At 51.3% G+C, this 16929-nt stretch carries 19 protein-coding genes and 1 riboswitch; of the genes, 8 read left to right on the top strand and 11 right to left on the bottom strand.

What is annotated here, in order from left to right; all coding sequences use genetic code 11:
• Positions 1-40 precede the first annotated feature (40 nt).
• A complete protein-coding gene (locus tag NYE70_RS03910; RefSeq protein WP_341045054.1) occupies positions 41-1858 on the top strand; it encodes an SgrR family transcriptional regulator in 1818 nt (605 codons plus the stop codon).
• A gap of 63 nt (positions 1859-1921) precedes the next feature.
• On the opposite strand, the gene NYE70_RS03905 is transcribed toward NYE70_RS03910, so the two are convergent.
• Complete coding sequence (locus tag NYE70_RS03905; RefSeq protein WP_341045053.1) at positions 1922-2518, bottom strand: nitroreductase family protein; 597 nt, start codon at positions 2516-2518, stop codon at positions 1922-1924.
• Positions 2519-2706: 188 nt separating this feature from the next.
• Between NYE70_RS03905 and NYE70_RS03900 the strand changes: the two genes are divergently transcribed.
• Together NYE70_RS03900 and NYE70_RS03895 are read left to right on the top strand one after the other, a co-directional pair.
• The gene (locus NYE70_RS03900) at positions 2707-3861 is read left to right on the top strand and encodes a DUF4062 domain-containing protein (RefSeq protein WP_211024103.1); all 1155 of its coding nucleotides are present in this window, start codon (positions 2707-2709) and stop codon (positions 3859-3861) included.
• Positions 3858-4049 (top strand): hypothetical protein, encoded by a 192-nt coding sequence (locus NYE70_RS03895; protein WP_211024101.1) that lies wholly within the window; start codon positions 3858-3860, stop codon positions 4047-4049. The genes NYE70_RS03900 and NYE70_RS03895 overlap by 4 nt, the downstream gene beginning before the upstream one ends.
• Before the next feature lie 67 nt (positions 4050-4116).
• On the opposite strand, the gene NYE70_RS03890 is transcribed toward NYE70_RS03895, so the two are convergent.
• The 7 genes from NYE70_RS03890 to NYE70_RS03860 form a co-directional block, all read right to left on the bottom strand.
• The gene (locus NYE70_RS03890) at positions 4117-4431 is read right to left on the bottom strand and encodes a DMT family transporter (RefSeq protein WP_211024099.1); all 315 of its coding nucleotides are present in this window, start codon (positions 4429-4431) and stop codon (positions 4117-4119) included.
• Position 4432: 1 nt separating this feature from the next.
• Complete coding sequence (locus NYE70_RS03885) at positions 4433-4771, bottom strand: DMT family transporter (RefSeq protein WP_211024097.1); 339 nt, start codon at positions 4769-4771, stop codon at positions 4433-4435.
• 84 nt (positions 4772-4855) lie between these two features.
• Positions 4856-4957, bottom strand: a riboswitch (guanidine-I (ykkC/yxkD leader).
• Between the two features lie 43 nt (positions 4958-5000).
• Positions 5001-5189, bottom strand: coding sequence for a hypothetical protein (locus tag NYE70_RS03880; RefSeq protein ID WP_211024095.1), 189 nt, complete (start codon positions 5187-5189; stop codon positions 5001-5003).
• Positions 5186-6604: a sensor histidine kinase gene (locus tag NYE70_RS03875; RefSeq protein WP_341045051.1), complete on the bottom strand. Its 1419-nt coding sequence runs from the start codon at positions 6602-6604 to the stop codon at positions 5186-5188. Before NYE70_RS03875 ends, NYE70_RS03880 begins: the two co-directional genes overlap by 4 nt.
• On the bottom strand, positions 6601-7305 hold the full coding sequence (locus tag NYE70_RS03870; RefSeq protein WP_211024091.1) for a response regulator transcription factor: 705 nt from the start codon (positions 7303-7305) through the stop codon (positions 6601-6603). The genes NYE70_RS03875 and NYE70_RS03870 overlap by 4 nt, the downstream gene beginning before the upstream one ends.
• Positions 7306-7688: 383 nt before the next feature.
• Positions 7689-7937, bottom strand: coding sequence for a hypothetical protein (locus NYE70_RS03865; protein ID WP_341045049.1), 249 nt, complete (start codon positions 7935-7937; stop codon positions 7689-7691).
• 82 nt (positions 7938-8019) lie between these two features.
• Positions 8020-9246 carry a cell wall-binding repeat-containing protein gene (locus tag NYE70_RS03860; protein WP_211024087.1) on the bottom strand — a complete coding sequence of 409 codons (1227 nt, stop codon included), beginning with the start codon at positions 9244-9246 and terminating at the stop codon, positions 8020-8022.
• 193 nt (positions 9247-9439) lie between these two features.
• Here NYE70_RS03860 and namA point away from each other — a divergent pair, with 193 nt between their 5' ends.
• The 3 genes from namA to NYE70_RS03845 all read left to right on the top strand — a co-directional run bounded on the left by namA (position 9440) and on the right by NYE70_RS03845 (position 12112).
• Positions 9440-10450 carry an NADPH dehydrogenase NamA gene (namA, locus tag NYE70_RS03855; RefSeq protein WP_211024085.1) on the top strand — a complete coding sequence of 337 codons (1011 nt, stop codon included), beginning with the start codon at positions 9440-9442 and terminating at the stop codon, positions 10448-10450.
• Positions 10451-10523: 73 nt separating this feature from the next.
• Complete coding sequence (locus NYE70_RS03850; RefSeq protein WP_341045047.1) at positions 10524-11264, top strand: futalosine hydrolase; 741 nt, start codon at positions 10524-10526, stop codon at positions 11262-11264.
• The gene (locus NYE70_RS03845; protein WP_341045045.1) at positions 11261-12112 is read left to right on the top strand and encodes a 1,4-dihydroxy-6-naphthoate synthase; all 852 of its coding nucleotides are present in this window, start codon (positions 11261-11263) and stop codon (positions 12110-12112) included. The genes NYE70_RS03850 and NYE70_RS03845 overlap by 4 nt, the downstream gene beginning before the upstream one ends.
• A 402-nt stretch (positions 12113-12514) precedes the next feature.
• On the opposite strand, the gene NYE70_RS03840 is transcribed toward NYE70_RS03845, so the two are convergent.
• From NYE70_RS03840 to NYE70_RS03830, 3 genes are all read right to left on the bottom strand, one after another.
• Positions 12515-13396 carry a radical SAM/SPASM domain-containing protein gene (locus tag NYE70_RS03840; protein ID WP_211024079.1) on the bottom strand — a complete coding sequence of 294 codons (882 nt, stop codon included), beginning with the start codon at positions 13394-13396 and terminating at the stop codon, positions 12515-12517.
• A 101-nt stretch (positions 13397-13497) separates the two neighbouring features.
• A complete protein-coding gene (gene fosB, locus NYE70_RS03835) occupies positions 13498-13917 on the bottom strand; it encodes a metallothiol transferase FosB (protein WP_341045043.1) in 420 nt (139 codons plus the stop codon).
• Between the two features lie 94 nt (positions 13918-14011).
• Entirely contained in the window at positions 14012-14824 is an 813-nt protein-coding gene (locus NYE70_RS03830; protein ID WP_341045041.1) for a DUF4183 domain-containing protein, read from the bottom strand.
• 422 nt (positions 14825-15246) lie between these two features.
• On the opposite strand from NYE70_RS03830, the gene NYE70_RS03825 reads away from it, so the two are divergent.
• Positions 15247-15660 carry a DUF4183 domain-containing protein gene (locus NYE70_RS03825; RefSeq protein WP_211024073.1) on the top strand — a complete coding sequence of 138 codons (414 nt, stop codon included), beginning with the start codon at positions 15247-15249 and terminating at the stop codon, positions 15658-15660.
• A 139-nt stretch (positions 15661-15799) separates the two neighbouring features.
• On the top strand, positions 15800-16885 hold the full coding sequence (locus tag NYE70_RS03820; RefSeq protein ID WP_341045040.1) for a hypothetical protein: 1086 nt from the start codon (positions 15800-15802) through the stop codon (positions 16883-16885).
• Positions 16886-16929: the final 44 nt, after the last annotated feature.

The following is a 16929-nucleotide window of genomic DNA, read 5'->3' as shown; positions in this document are numbered from 1 at the left end:
CATTTCGGGGGATGACCGGATTGCTTTGGGGAGGTGTTATATGCTTACGGCAGAACGTTACATTACGCTGCTAAACCACTTTGCCGGGCCGGTGTCCGGAGAGCAGGATGAGTATGAAGCGACGCTTGAAGATTTAACCGAACTCTTTCATTGTACGGAGCGGAACGTGAAACTGATCGTCCGCAAGCTTCAGGAGGAGGAATTGATTTGCTGGCTACCTGGTCGTGGCCGCGGTAACCGTTCCCGGATTCGTTTTATGGTGAATCGGGATCTGTTTCTGCTGGAGTTTGCCAAGCGGCTTGCGCAAAAAGGGGAATACCGGTCGGCTTTCGAGTTCCTGCATCAGTTCGAAGAGGATAAGACTATTTTGGACCAGTTTATTAAATGGTTAAACGACCAGTTCGGCGTGGAAAAAATCACCGCGGATGCCCAGGGAAAGGACGTATTCCGTCTCCCAGTTTATCGCTCTCCCGTCTCGCTGGACCCGTCGATGCTTTTTTTCGGATTTGATTCCCATCTGGTACGGCAATTGTTCGACCGGCTGGTGGAATACGACTCTGAACGTGAGGAAATCATGCCGAGAATCGCTCATCACTGGGAACATAACGATTCGGGTACCGAATGGACTTTTTATTTGCGCAAAGGAATTCAGTTCCATCATGGTAAGGTTCTAGCCGCAGAGGATGTGGTTTTTACCTTGGAACGATTGCGGACCTCGATGAATTCCTGGCTGGTCAACATGATGAATAGCGTAGAAGCAATTGACACCAGAACCGTAAAAGTCACCCTGCGGCAACCCAACTGGCTGTTTCCCCGCTTAATGTGCTCTTCCTGCGCCTCCATCGTACCTTCGGATTTATCCGCCAAAGAGGAACGGAGCTACTGGAGATTGCCTAGCGGCACGGGGCCGTTCAAAATCGTACATTGGTGCAACAACCGCATAGAATTGGTAGTAAATGATGGGTATTTTATGGGAAGACCTTACTTGGACGGGGTTAAGCTTATTTTTATGCCGGAGAACATCCCTAACGCATCCAAATTAAAATGGGAGCATCTCGTGGCGAATGAATCGCATACTCCAGCGAAGGCTGAGGGAGACTGGCAGCGAATCGAAACGCTCAGCAAAGGATGCAGTCTTATCAGCTGGAACCGAAATAAGGAAGGCCCGCAGCAATCCCTCTCTTTCCGGCAAGCCGTTAATCTGATCATCGACCGCTCGGCCCTGATTCAACATTCCGGAAAATCCGGATATCCCGCAAGGAGTTTCTTACCGAGGGAAGAAGCCGCACTGGGCGTCCATTGGCATGATGCCTCTGCCGCCAAGCGTTTGCTTGAGCAATCGGGGTACGACGGCACCCCCTTCGTGCTAATTACCGGGGAATCGGAATGCGAGGATGCGGAGTGGATTCGCCAGCAATGCGCCTCCATTGGTATACCGGTTATCATCCGGTACGAAGAAAAAAGCTCGCTCACTAAAACGGAAACATCCCAGGAGGCGGATGCCTTGCTGATGTGCCTCGTCTTTGCCGATGATGAGATTTGCGAATTGGAGAGCTTCCTGCAGGAGAACAGCATGATTTATCAGCATCTCGATCCGGGGCTCAGACAGTGGATCTTCGGGATCACTAATGAAATTTTCGCCACTCCGTCCAAAGGAAGACGCAGCGCCTTGCTTCAGCAGATCGAATACCGGCTGCAGGACGAAGCCCAACTGCTGTTTCTCGTGCACCAGAAGCTCAACACCTACGTTCATCCCTCCATCCGCGGGCTCGTTATCAATAATCTGGGCTGGATGGATTTTAAGGATATTTGGCTCACAAAAAGGAACGAGTCTGAACTCGATGCCCGAAGAGCTTGAAAATGCAAAAAAGCGTGTGACAGCCGAACTGTCAAACGCTTTTTTCTAAGTATATAATCCAGCTTAATTAAAAACTTTTACGCGGCTTTCGATCGGTGCGAACTGTTTCTCGCCAGGCTCAGCCACGATGCTGCCGAACGGCATTTGAGCCAGCAGCTTCCAGCTCTCAGGCAGGTTCCATTCCTTCGATACTTGCTCGTCGATCAACGGGTTGTAGTGCTGCAGCGATGCGCCTACGCCTTCGTTTGCCAGAGCCGTCCATACTACAAATTGCAGCATGCCGTTGGATTGATTGGACCATACAGGGAAGTTGTCGGCATAAGCCGCGAATTGCTCCTGCAATCCTTGAATAACGGCTTGATCTTCAAAGAACAAAACGGTGCCGCGTCCGCTGCGGAAAGCGCCCATTTTCTCTTCCGTCGGAGCAAAGCTGTCAGCAGGTACGATTTTACGCAATGTTTCCTTGGTCAAATCCCAAAACTTGTCGTGCTGCTCACCAAACAGAACAACTACTCTTGAACTTTGCGAGTTGAAGGAAGATGGCGTATGATTAACTGCTTCCTCCACGATCTCTTGGATCCGGGATTCCGATACCGGAATATCTTTGCTAATTCCATATACGCTGCGTCTTGTTTTAACTGCATTTAAAAATTGACTCATTAAATTTCTCTCCTTTTGTTGCTTTAAAATTATTTACTTACGTTTTTTAAGTGACTATGGATAGTATATTACATGAACATAATTTGATTTGCAAGCATGAGATTGCAATAATTAGATTTCCCCCAATCTTTTTTGTTAAGTCTGGGTTATAATGGGAGAAACAAGCACCTTTGGGGGAGGTCACTTTCTTGGCAAGAACTAAAATTTTCATCAGTTCCGTAAATGAAGACGGCCTAAAACCTTTGCGCCGCAACGTTTTCCGGGAGCTTGAAGCTTTAGGGCACGAACCGGTCATGTGGGAAGAAAATTTGGGCCCCTGGCCCGCTCATGTTGACCCCGTGGTCCGCTGTCTGGAAGCGGTGGAGGAATGCGACATCTATCTGCTGTTTATTGGCGGGAAAGCCGGTACATATCATTCAAAAGCGAAGAGAACTGTAACACATATGGAATTCATCAAGGCGCATGAGCAGGAAAAAACGATTCTCGTATTTGGAGACGTCGAGGTCAAAGCCGCTTTCTTCGGGCAGGTCAAGCCTATTCTCGATCAATATATCGACGGTTTTATTAACAAAGAAGAGCGATTTCCAACCCCGTCACATATGATGGAAATGCTACAAGGAGACGAACGGGTTCCGCAAAATATCGATCCTTATGTCTGGTACTTGCTTTATGACATGCTAATGCGGAAAGTGTATATTGACGACTTGTCACTCGGGGTAATGATAGATTGGAAGGTGTATTTCAGCGATCTGCTGCGGAGAGGCTCCCTGTTGCTGCCGTTGGAGGATTCCATTGAGCAGAATGCCGACCGGCTTGACCGGTTTGACGAAGCATTCGAGCTTATGACCGGCTTGTTGCCGAATCTGCGCATTTCCGGATTCCGACAAGCCGATAAGTTCCTTGAATTGATTATGCACCGCTTATCCGGCGGGTCGATCGAGCAAACTTATGGGCCCTATATGTCCGAATGCGTTGGGTATTACAGTGATTGCTGTGCAGCCACACTTTACGAGCTCCGTGAAAACGGCCTGAATCTGGTGTCCAAATCGGGAAGCGCGGCCTCCGTCGCCCTGTTTGCACTGGACGATAAGAGCTCTTACGCGGTGCTCACCGTCGATTTAGGCGATCCTGGAGAACAAGTGTTTTTTAAAGAAGCGAAGAGTATGTTCTACCACTGCATCAGGACGGGAAATTATGTCCTTACTCTGCATTATCCGGCCGATCCGGACTGGAATTATAAGAAATTCATCCACTACAAAGAAAGTGTCAACCATGCTATAATGAGTAAAAATCCGCTGATCATCGAAATTATCAAACTTTTTTTGGGAGGAATGCAGCCATGAGTACTGGAGTATTCGTATCCAAGAACGGCCGGGTAAGCAAAGCTGTCGGAATTCAGCCCAAGGAAGCGCTGTTGTTTGCTCCCTTAAATAAAAATTCCTCGCAAATATTGCGTGAACAGCGCACCGCCATGAAACGCAACAACAAACAAATTAAAGACCGATTTGCCCAGGCCTCAAAAAGGGCATAAACACAAACCGCTCTACCGGTTCTTTGACCGAATAGAGCGGTTTTTTTGTTTCTGCGAGATAATGCAATTAGGCCAACAATTTCAGGCCGACGGCTGCGGACAAAACCATCGCGATGAAGATAAGCCGCTTAATATCTTTGGACTCTCCAAAAATAAACATGCCGACCAAAGCGCTACCGACCGTACCCATTCCTGTCCATACGGCGTAGGCGGTCCCCATAGAGATCGACTCCATGGCGAACGAGAGCAGCACCAGACTCAATATAAAGCCTCCGAAAAGTAAGGCAAAAGATTTAAAATCCCGCGACCGGTTTAAGCGGTTGATTCCGGCAACTCCGACGACTTCGCCCAAACCGGCTAGAACTAATAATAGCCATGCCATGTTACTGCACCCCCTTCGTTTGAGGCTCCACGGTAACGATTTTCAATCCGATCACTCCGGATAACAGCAAAAGAATCAGCAACAGCTTCATGATCCGGAACGGTTCCCCGAAAAGCACCATTTCGGCAATTACGGTGCCAGCCGTTCCGATTCCGGTAAATACCGCATAAGCGGTTCCGACCGGCAATTTCTTAGTTGCAAGGATAAGCAAATACATGCTCATGATCAAGGCAAAGCCGGTTCCTGCCCATGACCAGACATCGTGCGAATGCTTTAAACCGATAACCCAGCCGATTTCCAGCAGTCCCGCGACCCAAATGAGATTCCAATAACGTTTCATGATCTTCTCCCCCTCCAGTTTCCGCCGTATATCTTCCCTCTCGGCTAACAAACAATAAGCCCGGGAAGATATCTGGCTTCGATATCCTCCCGGGCTTTTATCCCTCCGTGTCCGCAGAGTATGCTCTGCGTGTTCCCTCTCGGACCAAGACCGGCGAACCGCCGCGGAACCCTAGGGAACAAAGTGACACTAATATTACACGATTTGGCTAACCCGGTCAAGAGGGCGGTTACTTTTTCCTGAACAGGCCAATAAGCATATATAACACGAAAATAGCAACCCCGCCGATTATAACACAACGAATGAAACGAACACCCACCGCCATCCAATCACTCCGGAACGAAGAAGCCGATACGAACAAGCACAGGATGCCCAACAGCATAACGGCTACGGGCAATAGCCACTCGAATTTCTTCATCGCGGAGTTCCTCCCGTTTCTTCCGCCGGCGAAGGAAATGGAAATGTGACTTCAAACCGGCTTCCCGTTCCTGGTGTGCTTATCACATAGATCTCCCCGCCTTGCAATTCCACAAGTTTTTTAACGATGGACAGACCAAGTCCGGTTCCTCCATACTTTCGGGATCTGGATTTTTCCACGCGGTAGAATCGTTCGAATATCAACGACAATTCATTCTCGGGAATTCCCACTCCCGTATCCTCCACAGCAAATAGCAACCGGCTCTCTCTCGTGTCAACGGTGACAATGATCGAGCCTTCTTCCGTGTAACTTATCGCATTGTCGAGCAGGTTGATCACGATCTGTTCCATTCTCAGCCCATCCCCTCGCAGCCTCGGAAGCGGGCCATGGCAATCCAGCTTGAGCTCCAGCCCCTTCTGTTTGGCCCTCCACTCTATTTTGTGGACGGCCTGCTCCACGATTTCCTCGAACTCCAGCAGGTCCGGTTGCAGTTCAATCCGGCCTTCTTCCATTTTGGCCAGTTCAAACAAATCATTGACCAGCCGTTGCAGGCGAAGGCTCTCCTGCTCGATAATCCCGAGGTATTGATCCCGCTCTTCATCAGTCTCATACAGCCGGTTCTTCAGTACCTTGGCATACCCCTCGAGATAAGTTATTGGAGTGCGGAGCTCATGTGAGATATTGGCAAAAAACTCCTGCTGGGAATCCCGGTACCTCTGCAAATGTGCCGCCAGATCATTGATGGATTCCGCAAGGGAACCCACCTCATCCCTACTGGATATATCCAGCCGGGTCTCCAGATCCCCCGCCGCGATTTTTCGCGTGGCACGCTGCATTTGAAGTAAAGGCCGCGACAGGATCTGCGCAATCAACCACGTGATTCCAAGCGCTAGCAAAAACGCCCCAAGCCCCGCCAAAACCAGCAGCTGCCGAACATTGCGAAGTGAAGATTCCATATGAGATGAAGAGGCCAGAACATAAAGGGCTTCCGTTGGACCGTCTCCATGGCTGACAGGCATCCCGATCATAAAAAACCGCTGGCCACGGTCATCCGTATATTCCTCCCGAACCTTACTTCCTGAAATAATCGAAGAGACATCTTCCGATTGAATAAATGACCGGTCAGCCGGAATATGCCGTCCCGAATGAAGTACAATGTTCTCTTTTCCATCTACATAAAAAACGCTGACTTCAGAAAATTCAGCAAAGTCCTTGATCATTTCCTGGGTCGTCGTGTTCGGAGAGGAAGCCATGGCTACCATATGCTTGGACAGTTCTTCTACCCTTGTCGTCATCTCGGTACGATAGAAGTTGGAGAACATCACGTCAAGAGCAAGGCCAAGCGCTACCAGAACGACCAAGAATACAGCCACTATAATTAAACCCAGCTTTTTTCCGATCCGGTTGCTGATCATGGTCCTGTGTCACCGTCAAAAAACTTATAGCCGATCCCCCAAATGGTCTGAATGGGATTGTATTCCAAACCGGCCTTACTCGTTTTTTCCCTTATATTCTTCACATGGGTATCCACGACCCGGGGGTCGCCAAAATAATCGTTCCCCCACACCCGTTCCACCAGCTCTTCTCTAGGAAATGCACGTTTCCCGGATTCAGCCAGAGCAACCAGAAGATCGAATTCCTTCGGGGTGAAATCTACCGGCCGGTCTTTGACATAGACCTGACGGCCTTCCGGCAAGATCAGCAGATCGGTAAACCTCAGCTTGAACTCAGGCTGGACCGCCTGCTTATTTACGACAGACCTGCGGATCAAGGAGTAAATGCGGGCGATTAGTTCCTCCGGTTCAAACGGCTTCGTCAAATAATCATCCGCCCCAAGTCCCAAGCCGCGCACTTTATCCTTCGTCTCCGAGCGGGCGGTCAGCATAAGGACGGGAACCTGGCTGCGGGCCCGGATTCCTTGGCAAACCTGCCACCCGTCCATATCGGGCATCATCACATCGAGCAGGACGATGTCGAATTCCTCCCTGTCGATCCACGCCAGCGCTTCATGCCCGTTCGAGGCTTCCTTTGCCTCAAAGCCTTCTTTTAGCAAGTAAATACGGAGCAGATTCCGCATATTCCATTCATCATCCACGATGAGTACCTTTAACTTCATAAGCTATGTCACCTGCTACTATCGATTTCGAAATATGTTTATATTATATCTGATAATTATGTAGAAAAAATGAAGCATGTTGAGCGGATGGGACGGCCTCCGTCTCGGCCTCGCCAGGTTTATATCTATCCTAACGGACACAGCGGCCGTTATTTGGGCAAAATAAATCGGTTTTGAATTCTAACGGACACCACAGCGCTTAATAAGGCGTTTTTACCCAGCTGGGGTCCCTTTTTTAGCGAATAAGGTCTCCTGTGTCCGTTAGATTTTCAAAACAGCGAATTTTCTGGAGATAACGGCTCTGGTGTCCGTTAGGAGTTGCGGTTTCAACAAAAGAGCCCCGGCACTCAACCCCGGAGCTCTTTTGTTGAATCATCATCAGATCACAAATTGGAAGTATCGTCAAAGCGGTACCCGCTTTGCATCATAGTCCCGCTTTGCTGCATTCCATTTCCCTGATGGCAGTTTTGATACATTTGATTGAGCTCTCCCTCGGACAGCTGTGGATGCATCTTTTGCATGAACGGCAGCATGTCCCGGAATGAAGGAGTCCCGTCCGCCGCATAAACGGCAGTTCCGATCCCTAGCGTCAACAGGATGGCTCCCAAGTCGGCAATCCATTTTTTGTTCACAGTGTTTCGCCTCCTTAGACCCCATATTACTTAATAAGTTTGTAGTTTTTGTGGGGACCGTGTGAAAACGCCGTGAACAAAACTAATGTCCCATGCTTCCGTGTCCTTCGCCTTTAGCGGATACGATTTCGAGCATCTCGTCGATCTCGGCCTGTGCCGCATAGGTCAGGTCCTCTTCATTCCCTGTCAGCCAAGCATGATTGTAAGGACCCTCCGCCGGACTATGCTCATACTTGGGCTGAATGGACATGACATAGTCCATCACGGAGCCGGGCATCTTGTCCTTGTCCGTAAAAATGAGCGGAGCATGCTTGCCGAGATGGGAAAACGGTGCCGCCGCTATGGCAAGTTCTATCTTCCCCTTATTCAGGAAGGACAAATTATGGCCCGGTGTCGTAATGCCCCAGCCAAAGCCGGTTTCCGGGTCTTTGAATTTTGCAAAAGCGATCGCGTTCTCATAGACATCATCACCAGCGATTCGCGTTACTTTTCCGTAGTTCTCTAATTTGCTCTCAACATCCTTCGAAACGGCCGCTTCGGGTCCGATCAAATAAATATGAGCCTGGCCGTTTCTTTTTTTCAACGCTTTCTCCGTTTCCGCCGGAATGGCGTCTTTCGTTACATAGAGAAGCGGCTCCGGCATATGGGCAATCCAATTGACTGCGGGAAGCGTATATTCCGGATTATCCAAGGAGCCCACAACGACGGATTTTGGAAGCTCGCCGGCGGCTTCTGCGTAATAAGCGTCAATGGCTTCCGCGACGGCCGCAGGCTCGTCCCCTTGAATATGATCAAATTTGAGCTTCATTTGCTTTAATTCAACCTTTACGGCTTCAGAGACGGGACCAACAAGCACGGCTTGAACTCCGCGATTGCTTTCCGCCCCTGTAGGTGCGAGGCGCTTCAGTTCATCAGCTGTAACCCTCGGTAACCCGTCCTTTGTCACGAACAATATCGGCCCGTTGTTGGGATGGTGAACCAGATCGGCACTGGCAGCCGCGATTCCCCAGTTTCCGGGATCCACCAGTACCACGCTTCCCGGAGTATTGCTCTTGGCGGTTGCGGGCCATAACGACCTCGACACCAAAACCGCTGCTTCAGCCGGATCCGATGAATTGACCCTGGTAGTATTTTTGGTTGCGATCCAAGGGGCTTGCCCTTGTCCACCCCCTTCTTCTGCGGCCGCGGCCTTCACTGCATTGCTATTGCTCCCCTCCGCGCCGCTGCCGGCCGATGACTGGCATCCGGCGATCACAACGCCGGTGAGTAAGAGTAAGGATAGGCCGATCGTCCATTTTTTATTGTTCATAATAAATCCCTCCATTTTCCATATTTCCATATTTCCGGCCTTATAAACTTACCCCGAATGTATGGAGAAACTGTGAAGCGAATATGGAGATTTCGCAGGGTCGACTTGTATCACCGATTTCTTTGATCTAACATAGACACAGAGGGATTGAGATCTACTCCATATAGACTTAGATAAACAAAGGAGCGAAATCATGAACAACAAACTATTCACACCGTACACCATAAAAAATGTCACTTTAAAAAACCGTATCGTCATGTCCCCAATGTGCATGTACTCTTCCCCGAACAAAGACGGGAAAATCGCAGATTGGCACCGGATCCATTATGCAACCCGGGCCGTCGGCGGCGTGGGTCTGATCGTTGTTGAAGCGACGGCTGTTCTGCCGGAAGGCCGGATTTCTTATCGGGATTTGGGCATCTGGAACGATGAACATGTCACCGGCTTAAAAGAAATTACGGACCTGATTCACCAAAACGGAGCCAAAGCGGCGATTCAGCTTGCCCATGCCGGCCGGAAAGCCGAGCTGGACGAGCCGATTTATGCTCCGTCGGCCATTCCTTTTCCGGGAATGCAAACACCTGTCGAGGCTGATGGTGATTACATACAGAAGGTTGTCGGCGCATTCAAGGATGCAGCCCGCCGGGCGAAGGAAGCCGGATTTGATATTATTGAGCTGCACGGCGCCCACGGTTACCTGATTAATCAATTTCTGTCCCCGCTAGCCAACCATAGACAGGATCAATACGGCGGCAGCGCGGACGGGCGATATCGGCTGCTCGGTGAAATCATTGAGGCGGTTAAGACCGTATGGGACGGTCCGATCTTCGTACGCGTCTCCGCTAATGAATATGACGAAAACGGAAATACGCTCGACCAATATATTGAATACGCACGTAAAATGAAAACCCAAGGCGTAGATTTGATCGACTGCAGCTCTGGCGCTGTAGTGCCTGCAAAAATCAACGTCTTTCCCGGTTACCAGGTAGATTTATCCGATCAAATCCGCAGCCAGGCCGGCATCGCAACCGGAGCCGTCGGTTTGATCACCAATACCGCTCAAGCCGAAGAGATTCTAGGCAATGAACGAGCTGATTTGATATTCCTCGGACGGGAATTGCTCCGCAATCCGTATTGGGCTTTAAATGCCGCCAAGGAACTCGGCGCCGAGATCGACCGGCCTCAGCAATATGGGAGAGCCTGATCCCACCGTTAATTCCATTGAAGCGTTAATGAAAGATAAGAGAAAGAGGATCACATAAGGAGTTGGCAAAAGAATGACAGATAGAGCAAGCAATCCGTCCATAGGGCGGGACCCGCAAGCGCCAGTCAAGCGGGTGCTTATCATGACCGCGGTCGAGGCGGAACGGGACGCCGTGCTCCGCAGTTTGAGCCGCGCTTCTGCTGCGGGTTCTTCCTCCGCAGCAGAAGCTGGCGGCGAGCCGGCCGTGGACGTGCGGCTGGCCGGGGTCGGGCCTGCGCTGGCCGCGGCGGCTACGGCGGCCGAGCTGGCGGTCGGCGCTTACGACCTCGTTGTCAGCGCCGGCATTGGCGGCGGCTTCGAGAGCCGCGCGCCGGTCGGCTCGCTCGTGGTCGCGAGCGAGATCATCGCCGCCGATCTCGGAGCGGAGACGCCGGACGGCTTCTCCAGCGTGGACGAGCTCGGCTTTGGCTCGGCCCGCGTGCCCGTCCATGGCGGCCTGGCCGCACGCTGGGCTGAGGCGGCTCGGGACGCCGGCCTCCCCGTTTGCCAGGGACCCGTGTTGACCTTGTCCACGGTCACCGGCTCGGCGGCCACGGCGGACCTGTTGGCCGACCGTGTCCCCGGTGCGGCCGCGGAGGCGATGGAAGGCTACGGTGTCGCCGCAGCCGCCCACCGCCTCGGCATTCCCGCGTTGGAAATCCGTGCGATTTCGAATCGCGTCGGCCCGCGCCAGCGCGAGCTGTGGAAGATTGGCGAAGCGCTTCAAGCGCTTGAACAAGCCTGCTCATTACTACCGGAGGTGCTGCAATCATGAATATTGCTTTTTCCCCTTGTCCCAATGACACTTTTGTATTTCATGCCCTGGTGCATGGGCTCATTCCCGGTGCGCCGGAATTTGATGTTACTTACGCGGATATCGACATAACCAACGGCCTCGCAGCCTCTGGCAACGGTCCTGATCTCCTGAAAATTTCATACGCCGCCCTGCCTTGGGTGCTGGACGAGTACGCATTGCTGCCTTGCGGCGGGGCGCTCGGCCGCGGCTGCGGTCCGCTCGTCCTGACGGCGGACGGCCAGCAAGATCCGGCAGCCCTTGCCGGTAAAAGGGTCGCCGTCCCGAGCGAACGCTCGACCGCCTACCTGCTGTTCCGGCTATGGGCCGCACAAAACGTGCCGGGCGGCATCGGTGAAATCGTCGTACTTCCGTTCGACGAAATTATGCCTGCCGTACAACACGGCTCCATCGACGCCGGGCTCGTCATTCATGAAGCCCGGTTCACGTATCCGACCTACGGTCTGCATATGCTCGCCGATCTCGGCAGCTGGTGGGAGTCGGATACCGGCCTTCCCATCCCGCTCGGGGCCATCATCGCCCGGCGCTCGCTGGATTTGGAAGCCGTCTCCGGCTGGATCCGCGCTTCCGTCGAATACGCTTGGGCCCATCCCGAAGCCTCTGCGGAATACGTACTCCAGCATGCTCAGGAAATGTCCCCGGACGTCACAAAGGCCCACATTAACCTGTACGTCAACGAATACACGGCGAATCTGGGCGATGACGGTTACGCTGCAATTACGGCTTTGCTTGATCGAGCTGCCCGGGAAGGGCTAGTTCCCGCAGTCGATCTCTCCCGGCTTAAAGCGGGATCCAATGTTACTAAATAACAAATAGGAAATAAAAAACCACCCTGAGGCGATTATATGTCCCAGGGTGGTTTGCTTTAGGTTCGCGCGGTGCTCCCGGCGCGCCTTCATTTTTGCTTATCCTTCCATCTACTGTTTATCCGCATATCAGCCTATCCAATAGCCTGCTTTTGCATCATAGGTTCCAGGGCTAACGAACCCTACAATCGTTATTTATCGTTTTTTTCCCTCTTCATGTTTTTAACGAACTCAGTAAACCTTATTTGGCAAAATAACTACCCAATAGACCAATTTTCGCTCAAATAGCGAATCTGGAGTTCGTTAGCTTCAAAAGCTAATGAAAAATGGGCACATAGCGATGCTCAGATTCGTTAGACCGAAATTCAAAGTAATTCAAATTACTGCCTAACACTGGCCCACTTCTTACGCCCCGCCAAACCGTTGACGGTATCCGCATTTGCGGCACAATTCCTCCACCGCAATACGGCGCGAGAATCCGTCGTACAACCGGTTCGCCCGTTCACCTTCCACGATTTCCGAGAACGGTGTCTCATAGACATTTCCCAGATTGATGATGCCTTCCCCATCCAGACAGCAAGGAATGACCGTCCCGTCTACAAGGATTCCGGCTTGATTGCGAAGCGCATGGCAAAAACCGCGGCCGTCGTCTTCCTTAGCCCTTAAATCCGGCCAGTCAAATTCATGATCCTGATTCAGGTAAATGCGGTCAGCCAGTTTAATGCCGCTGCCAGGCACCACCTTCTCTTCGATCCGAAAATCCAACCCGAATTCCTTCTCGATCAGCTCCAACGTCGCCCTGTTTCGGCTGCGTTCCAGGTTGGTCTCGTTGTCCTTCGTCAAATTCCATAGACGGAACGATACGATCATCTCGGAGGCTGCCGTCGCTTCCCTCACGAAGGACAAAACACTGGTGATATACCCTTCTCTGTCCGTCGATCCCTCATGCCCGTCAAAGCTGTGCAAAGAGAAATTCATCTGCCGGAGAGCCGGCTTACCTAACAGCTTATGAGCGTTTTTGCGAATCAGTGTACCGTTGGTCGTAATGTTGACTTTAAACCCTTTTTCATGACTGATATCCAGCAACTGATCGATTTTGGGATGCAGCAGCGGTTCTCCTTTGACATGAAAATAAATATAATCGGTGTGCGGCTTGATATCATCAAGAATTTTGCTGAAATCCTCCACCGAGATAAATTGAGATTGACGGTGGGTCGGAGGACAAAAACTGCAAGCCAGATTGCAGATACTCGTTGTTTCAATATAGAATTTTTTGAATTTTTTCATAATAACCTTTAACCTGCTTCTCTACGGTATTTTCACACATAGAACCTATTCTATCGTATTTTCTCATTCATCCCAACAGCAAATTTATAGGGGTGGCAGCATTAGTCAAAAAATTGCATGTGCGGCTTGTCCGCCTTGTAGTATTCCATACGATCCGCCAACGTTCCGGTATGAAATTCAAATTGGTGTCCGTCCGGATCCAAGAAATAAACCGACTTAAAATCCCGTGCATCCCGGCTGCGCCCCTCCAGTAAGACAGCACCCGCCTGCTCCAGTTTATCCTTCCATCGATCCAAGTCTGCTTCCTCGACCGTGAAAGCGATATGCGTATATGTATGGACGTCCCTGTCCCGTTTGACATCTTCCTGATTCAAGGCAATCCAGAGGCCATTGAGGTCAAAATAAGCCAAAGACCTTCCCTTTACGAGCAGCTTGACGTCAAAAACGCTCTGATAAAATAAAATGGACTTTTCCAGATCCGATACGGAAAAGCAAAAATGGTTTATTCCTTGAAGCTTCATCCTGTTCCCTCCGTTTCGATCCACCCAGCGGGACCGGAGCTCCCGATCCCGCCGATTTTGGGCGTACAACGCCGGTATGCGCCCATCGCAGAAACTATGCTGTTACCGGCTGCACATTCATCTCCACATTCTCAATAATGATCGGAGTCCCTGCCAATATCATATCCAAGCCTAGGTGGAGCGTCAAAGCTGAAGGATCAATAGAATATAGCCTGCTCTCTTGCAGCATCCCATTCACAAACAAACGGGAATAACAATTCAATGACAAGCCTTCAATCGCTTCTACCGGTTCCCCAACATCGTTTGTAAATTGGCTGGCTTCAACGACCGTCAAAGCTGCTAATTCGGTATCGGGAATATAAAAATATCTGTAAACCCTCGGCACAATCGTTATATCCGAGCTGCCCGGCGGGCCTTGCTGGCCTCGGGGACCCTGAATCCCTTGTTCTCCTTGTGGTCCCTGAGGCCCTTCCGGACCGGATACACCTTGTTCTCCTTGTGGTCCTTGAGTGCCTTCCGGTCCTTGTAACCCTCGCTCTCCACGCTCTCCTCGCGGTCCGTCCGGACCTTGCAATCCCTGCGGTCCCTGCAAGCCCTCCGGTCCAGGTGCCCCGCGTTCTCCTTGCGGTCCAACCGGACCCGGCATTCCTTGTTCTCCCCGCTGGCCCTTTACCCCTTGCTCTCCTCGTTCCCCTTGAGGGCCCTGAGGTCCTTGTAACCCCTGCAATCCCTGAGGTCCCTCCGCTCCAGGTGACCCGCGTTCTCCTTGCGGTCCAACCGGACCCGGAACTCCTTGTTCCCCCTTCATCCCCATCGGCCCCGTCGGTCTGGCGGGTCCTATAGGTCCGGCGGGGCCGCGTAGTCCATCTCTGCCTTTTCTCCCGGGCGGACCCGCAGCTCCAAACACTCTCCGCTGGATGGGCTTTCTCCGCTTTCTCTTACGCCCCAACGATCCCTTCCGGCCCGGTATTATCGAATGTTTTGCCTTACCTGGCGAATCCAATTGCCGCGATTTGCGTTTAAGCCTACCATGGCCGGGGCGAGCCCGCCTCTTACATGGTTTGGGCGGAGGACATACGCTGGAACGACTTCTTTTCTTTTTATAGGAAAAGTGTCTTTTCCTCTTAAACAAAGGATCACCTCCCATTGTCCTATAACCTTCAATATCATATGTCAATCTCCCGGCTATGAAATAGACGAACTGCCTGAAATCAGGAACATTTGACCTCAAGGAGGAAGAAACGCCGTTTCATCGAGAAAAACTGATCATTAACTGTTAAGGAATCGAGGATTGTCTCGATATCCTGCTGATTAGGAGGTGAAACCATAATGCCAGTAATCAAGCCTGTTTTCACTGCTGTTGCCAGTGCTCCGGTATCTACCGGCGGAGTAATCACCACTTCAATAACTCCGTCCATTACCCGCTATTTTGCAACAATAACGGCTGCTATGATCGGAGCAACCGACACTACAATTGCTGCCGCAAGCTTTACGGATGACGCGGATGCGGCCATCACAGCGTTGCCGGCTTTGGCTGCCAGCGATTATTTTAACGTTTATATTAACGGGGTTTTGCAGCAGGCGTCCTTATCGACGCTTTCCACCGCCAGTCTGGTATTGGACACGGTTGATTTGATCGAAGGAGTTCCGGTCCAACTGGAAATTGGAAGCTTTACGGGTGTAACTTCGGATATTACGACCCAGCCCGTCATATCGGCTCCCACCATCACGATCATCACCTGATTCGCCGATGAACATGGATCGACCCGGCCATTGGCCGGGTCACAATTCCATAATTGCTTCGAATCCAGAGCTGGAATCCGCCCAGTACTCTTGGCCTGTTGTGCATAGTATAGAGCAAATAAGAAGAAAAGGTGATGTAATGGCCAGTTTTCGTAAAGCTTATTTACTTAAGCAGCGTTATTCCGCACGAATGCTAAGACAACGGGGAATTCATGGCGTCGGGGTCGGCTTTAAAGAGCCGTCGAAACCGCATAAAGGAGCAGCCCTCATCGTATATGCGGACGCAATTTCCGCTGCGTCCGGCAAAAACAGGAAAGGCAAATCTAAGCCCAAGGCCCTCTCTCTGCCCGCAAAACTGAAAGCCGAAATTCCGGTGCGCATTGTGAGATCAACCAAATTTCATAAAAACAGCTTGCTTCCCTCACGCTTCCGTCGAAGAATTCGACCTGTCCCTGCCGGATACAGTGTGGGTACTCCTAATGTCTCGGGAACCGTAGGCTTGATTGTCAGCGACAAAAAAAAGCCCGGAAGCCGATTTATTCTAAGCAACAACCATGTGCTGGTCAACGAAAATTCGAATCGGCCTTCCGCGACGGTCCAGCCGGGCGGAGCTGACAGCGGTACCGTACCTCGGGACAAAATCGGAAGCGTGCAACGATTCGTCAAGCTTCACAAGAATAAGCCCAACTTCCTCGATGCGGCGCTCTCAAAGCCGCTGCGCCGCAACCTTCTATCCCCGTCTTATGCGGTTTACGGAAATGTACCTGGCTTCGTCCGCTCTTACGCCATTGGCGACAAGTTCAAAAAGGTCGGCCGGACAACAGGAGCCGTTACCGGAACCGTTGAATCGATTCACACGGATATTCAGGTCAACTATGGAGATTACGGTAATTTGGGAACGATCACTTTCAAGAACCAGAGCGTGATCCGGGGCAAGCGTCCGGTATCGCTAGGCGGAGATTCCGGTTCCGTTTGGCTGACACGCCGGGGCAATCTTGCCGCAGCCGTTAATTTCGCGGGTACGGAAGAAGGCCGTCTATCCATCGCCTATCCCGTCGAATGGTTCATGAAGGTATTCGGTACCCGTGTCGCGCGCTCCGGTAGACGTTCGATCCTGGCACCGGCTAGAGGCGGTAAGCAAAAATACATGTGCGTTCGTCCGTTAGGTCGTAAAACGGAAAAAGCGTTGCGTCCAAAACAATGCCGCTTTGTATCCAAATCATAAAATAAAAAGAGGAAAGCCCCTTTTCCTAGCGGCTCAATCGGCCG

It is taken from the genome of Paenibacillus sp. FSL R5-0407 (assembly GCF_038009185.1).
Classification (GTDB): domain Bacteria; phylum Bacillota; class Bacilli; order Paenibacillales; family Paenibacillaceae; genus Fontibacillus; species Fontibacillus vini.
Note: the sequence above shows the minus strand (reverse complement) of the source record. Positions and strands in the feature narration are given on the sequence as shown.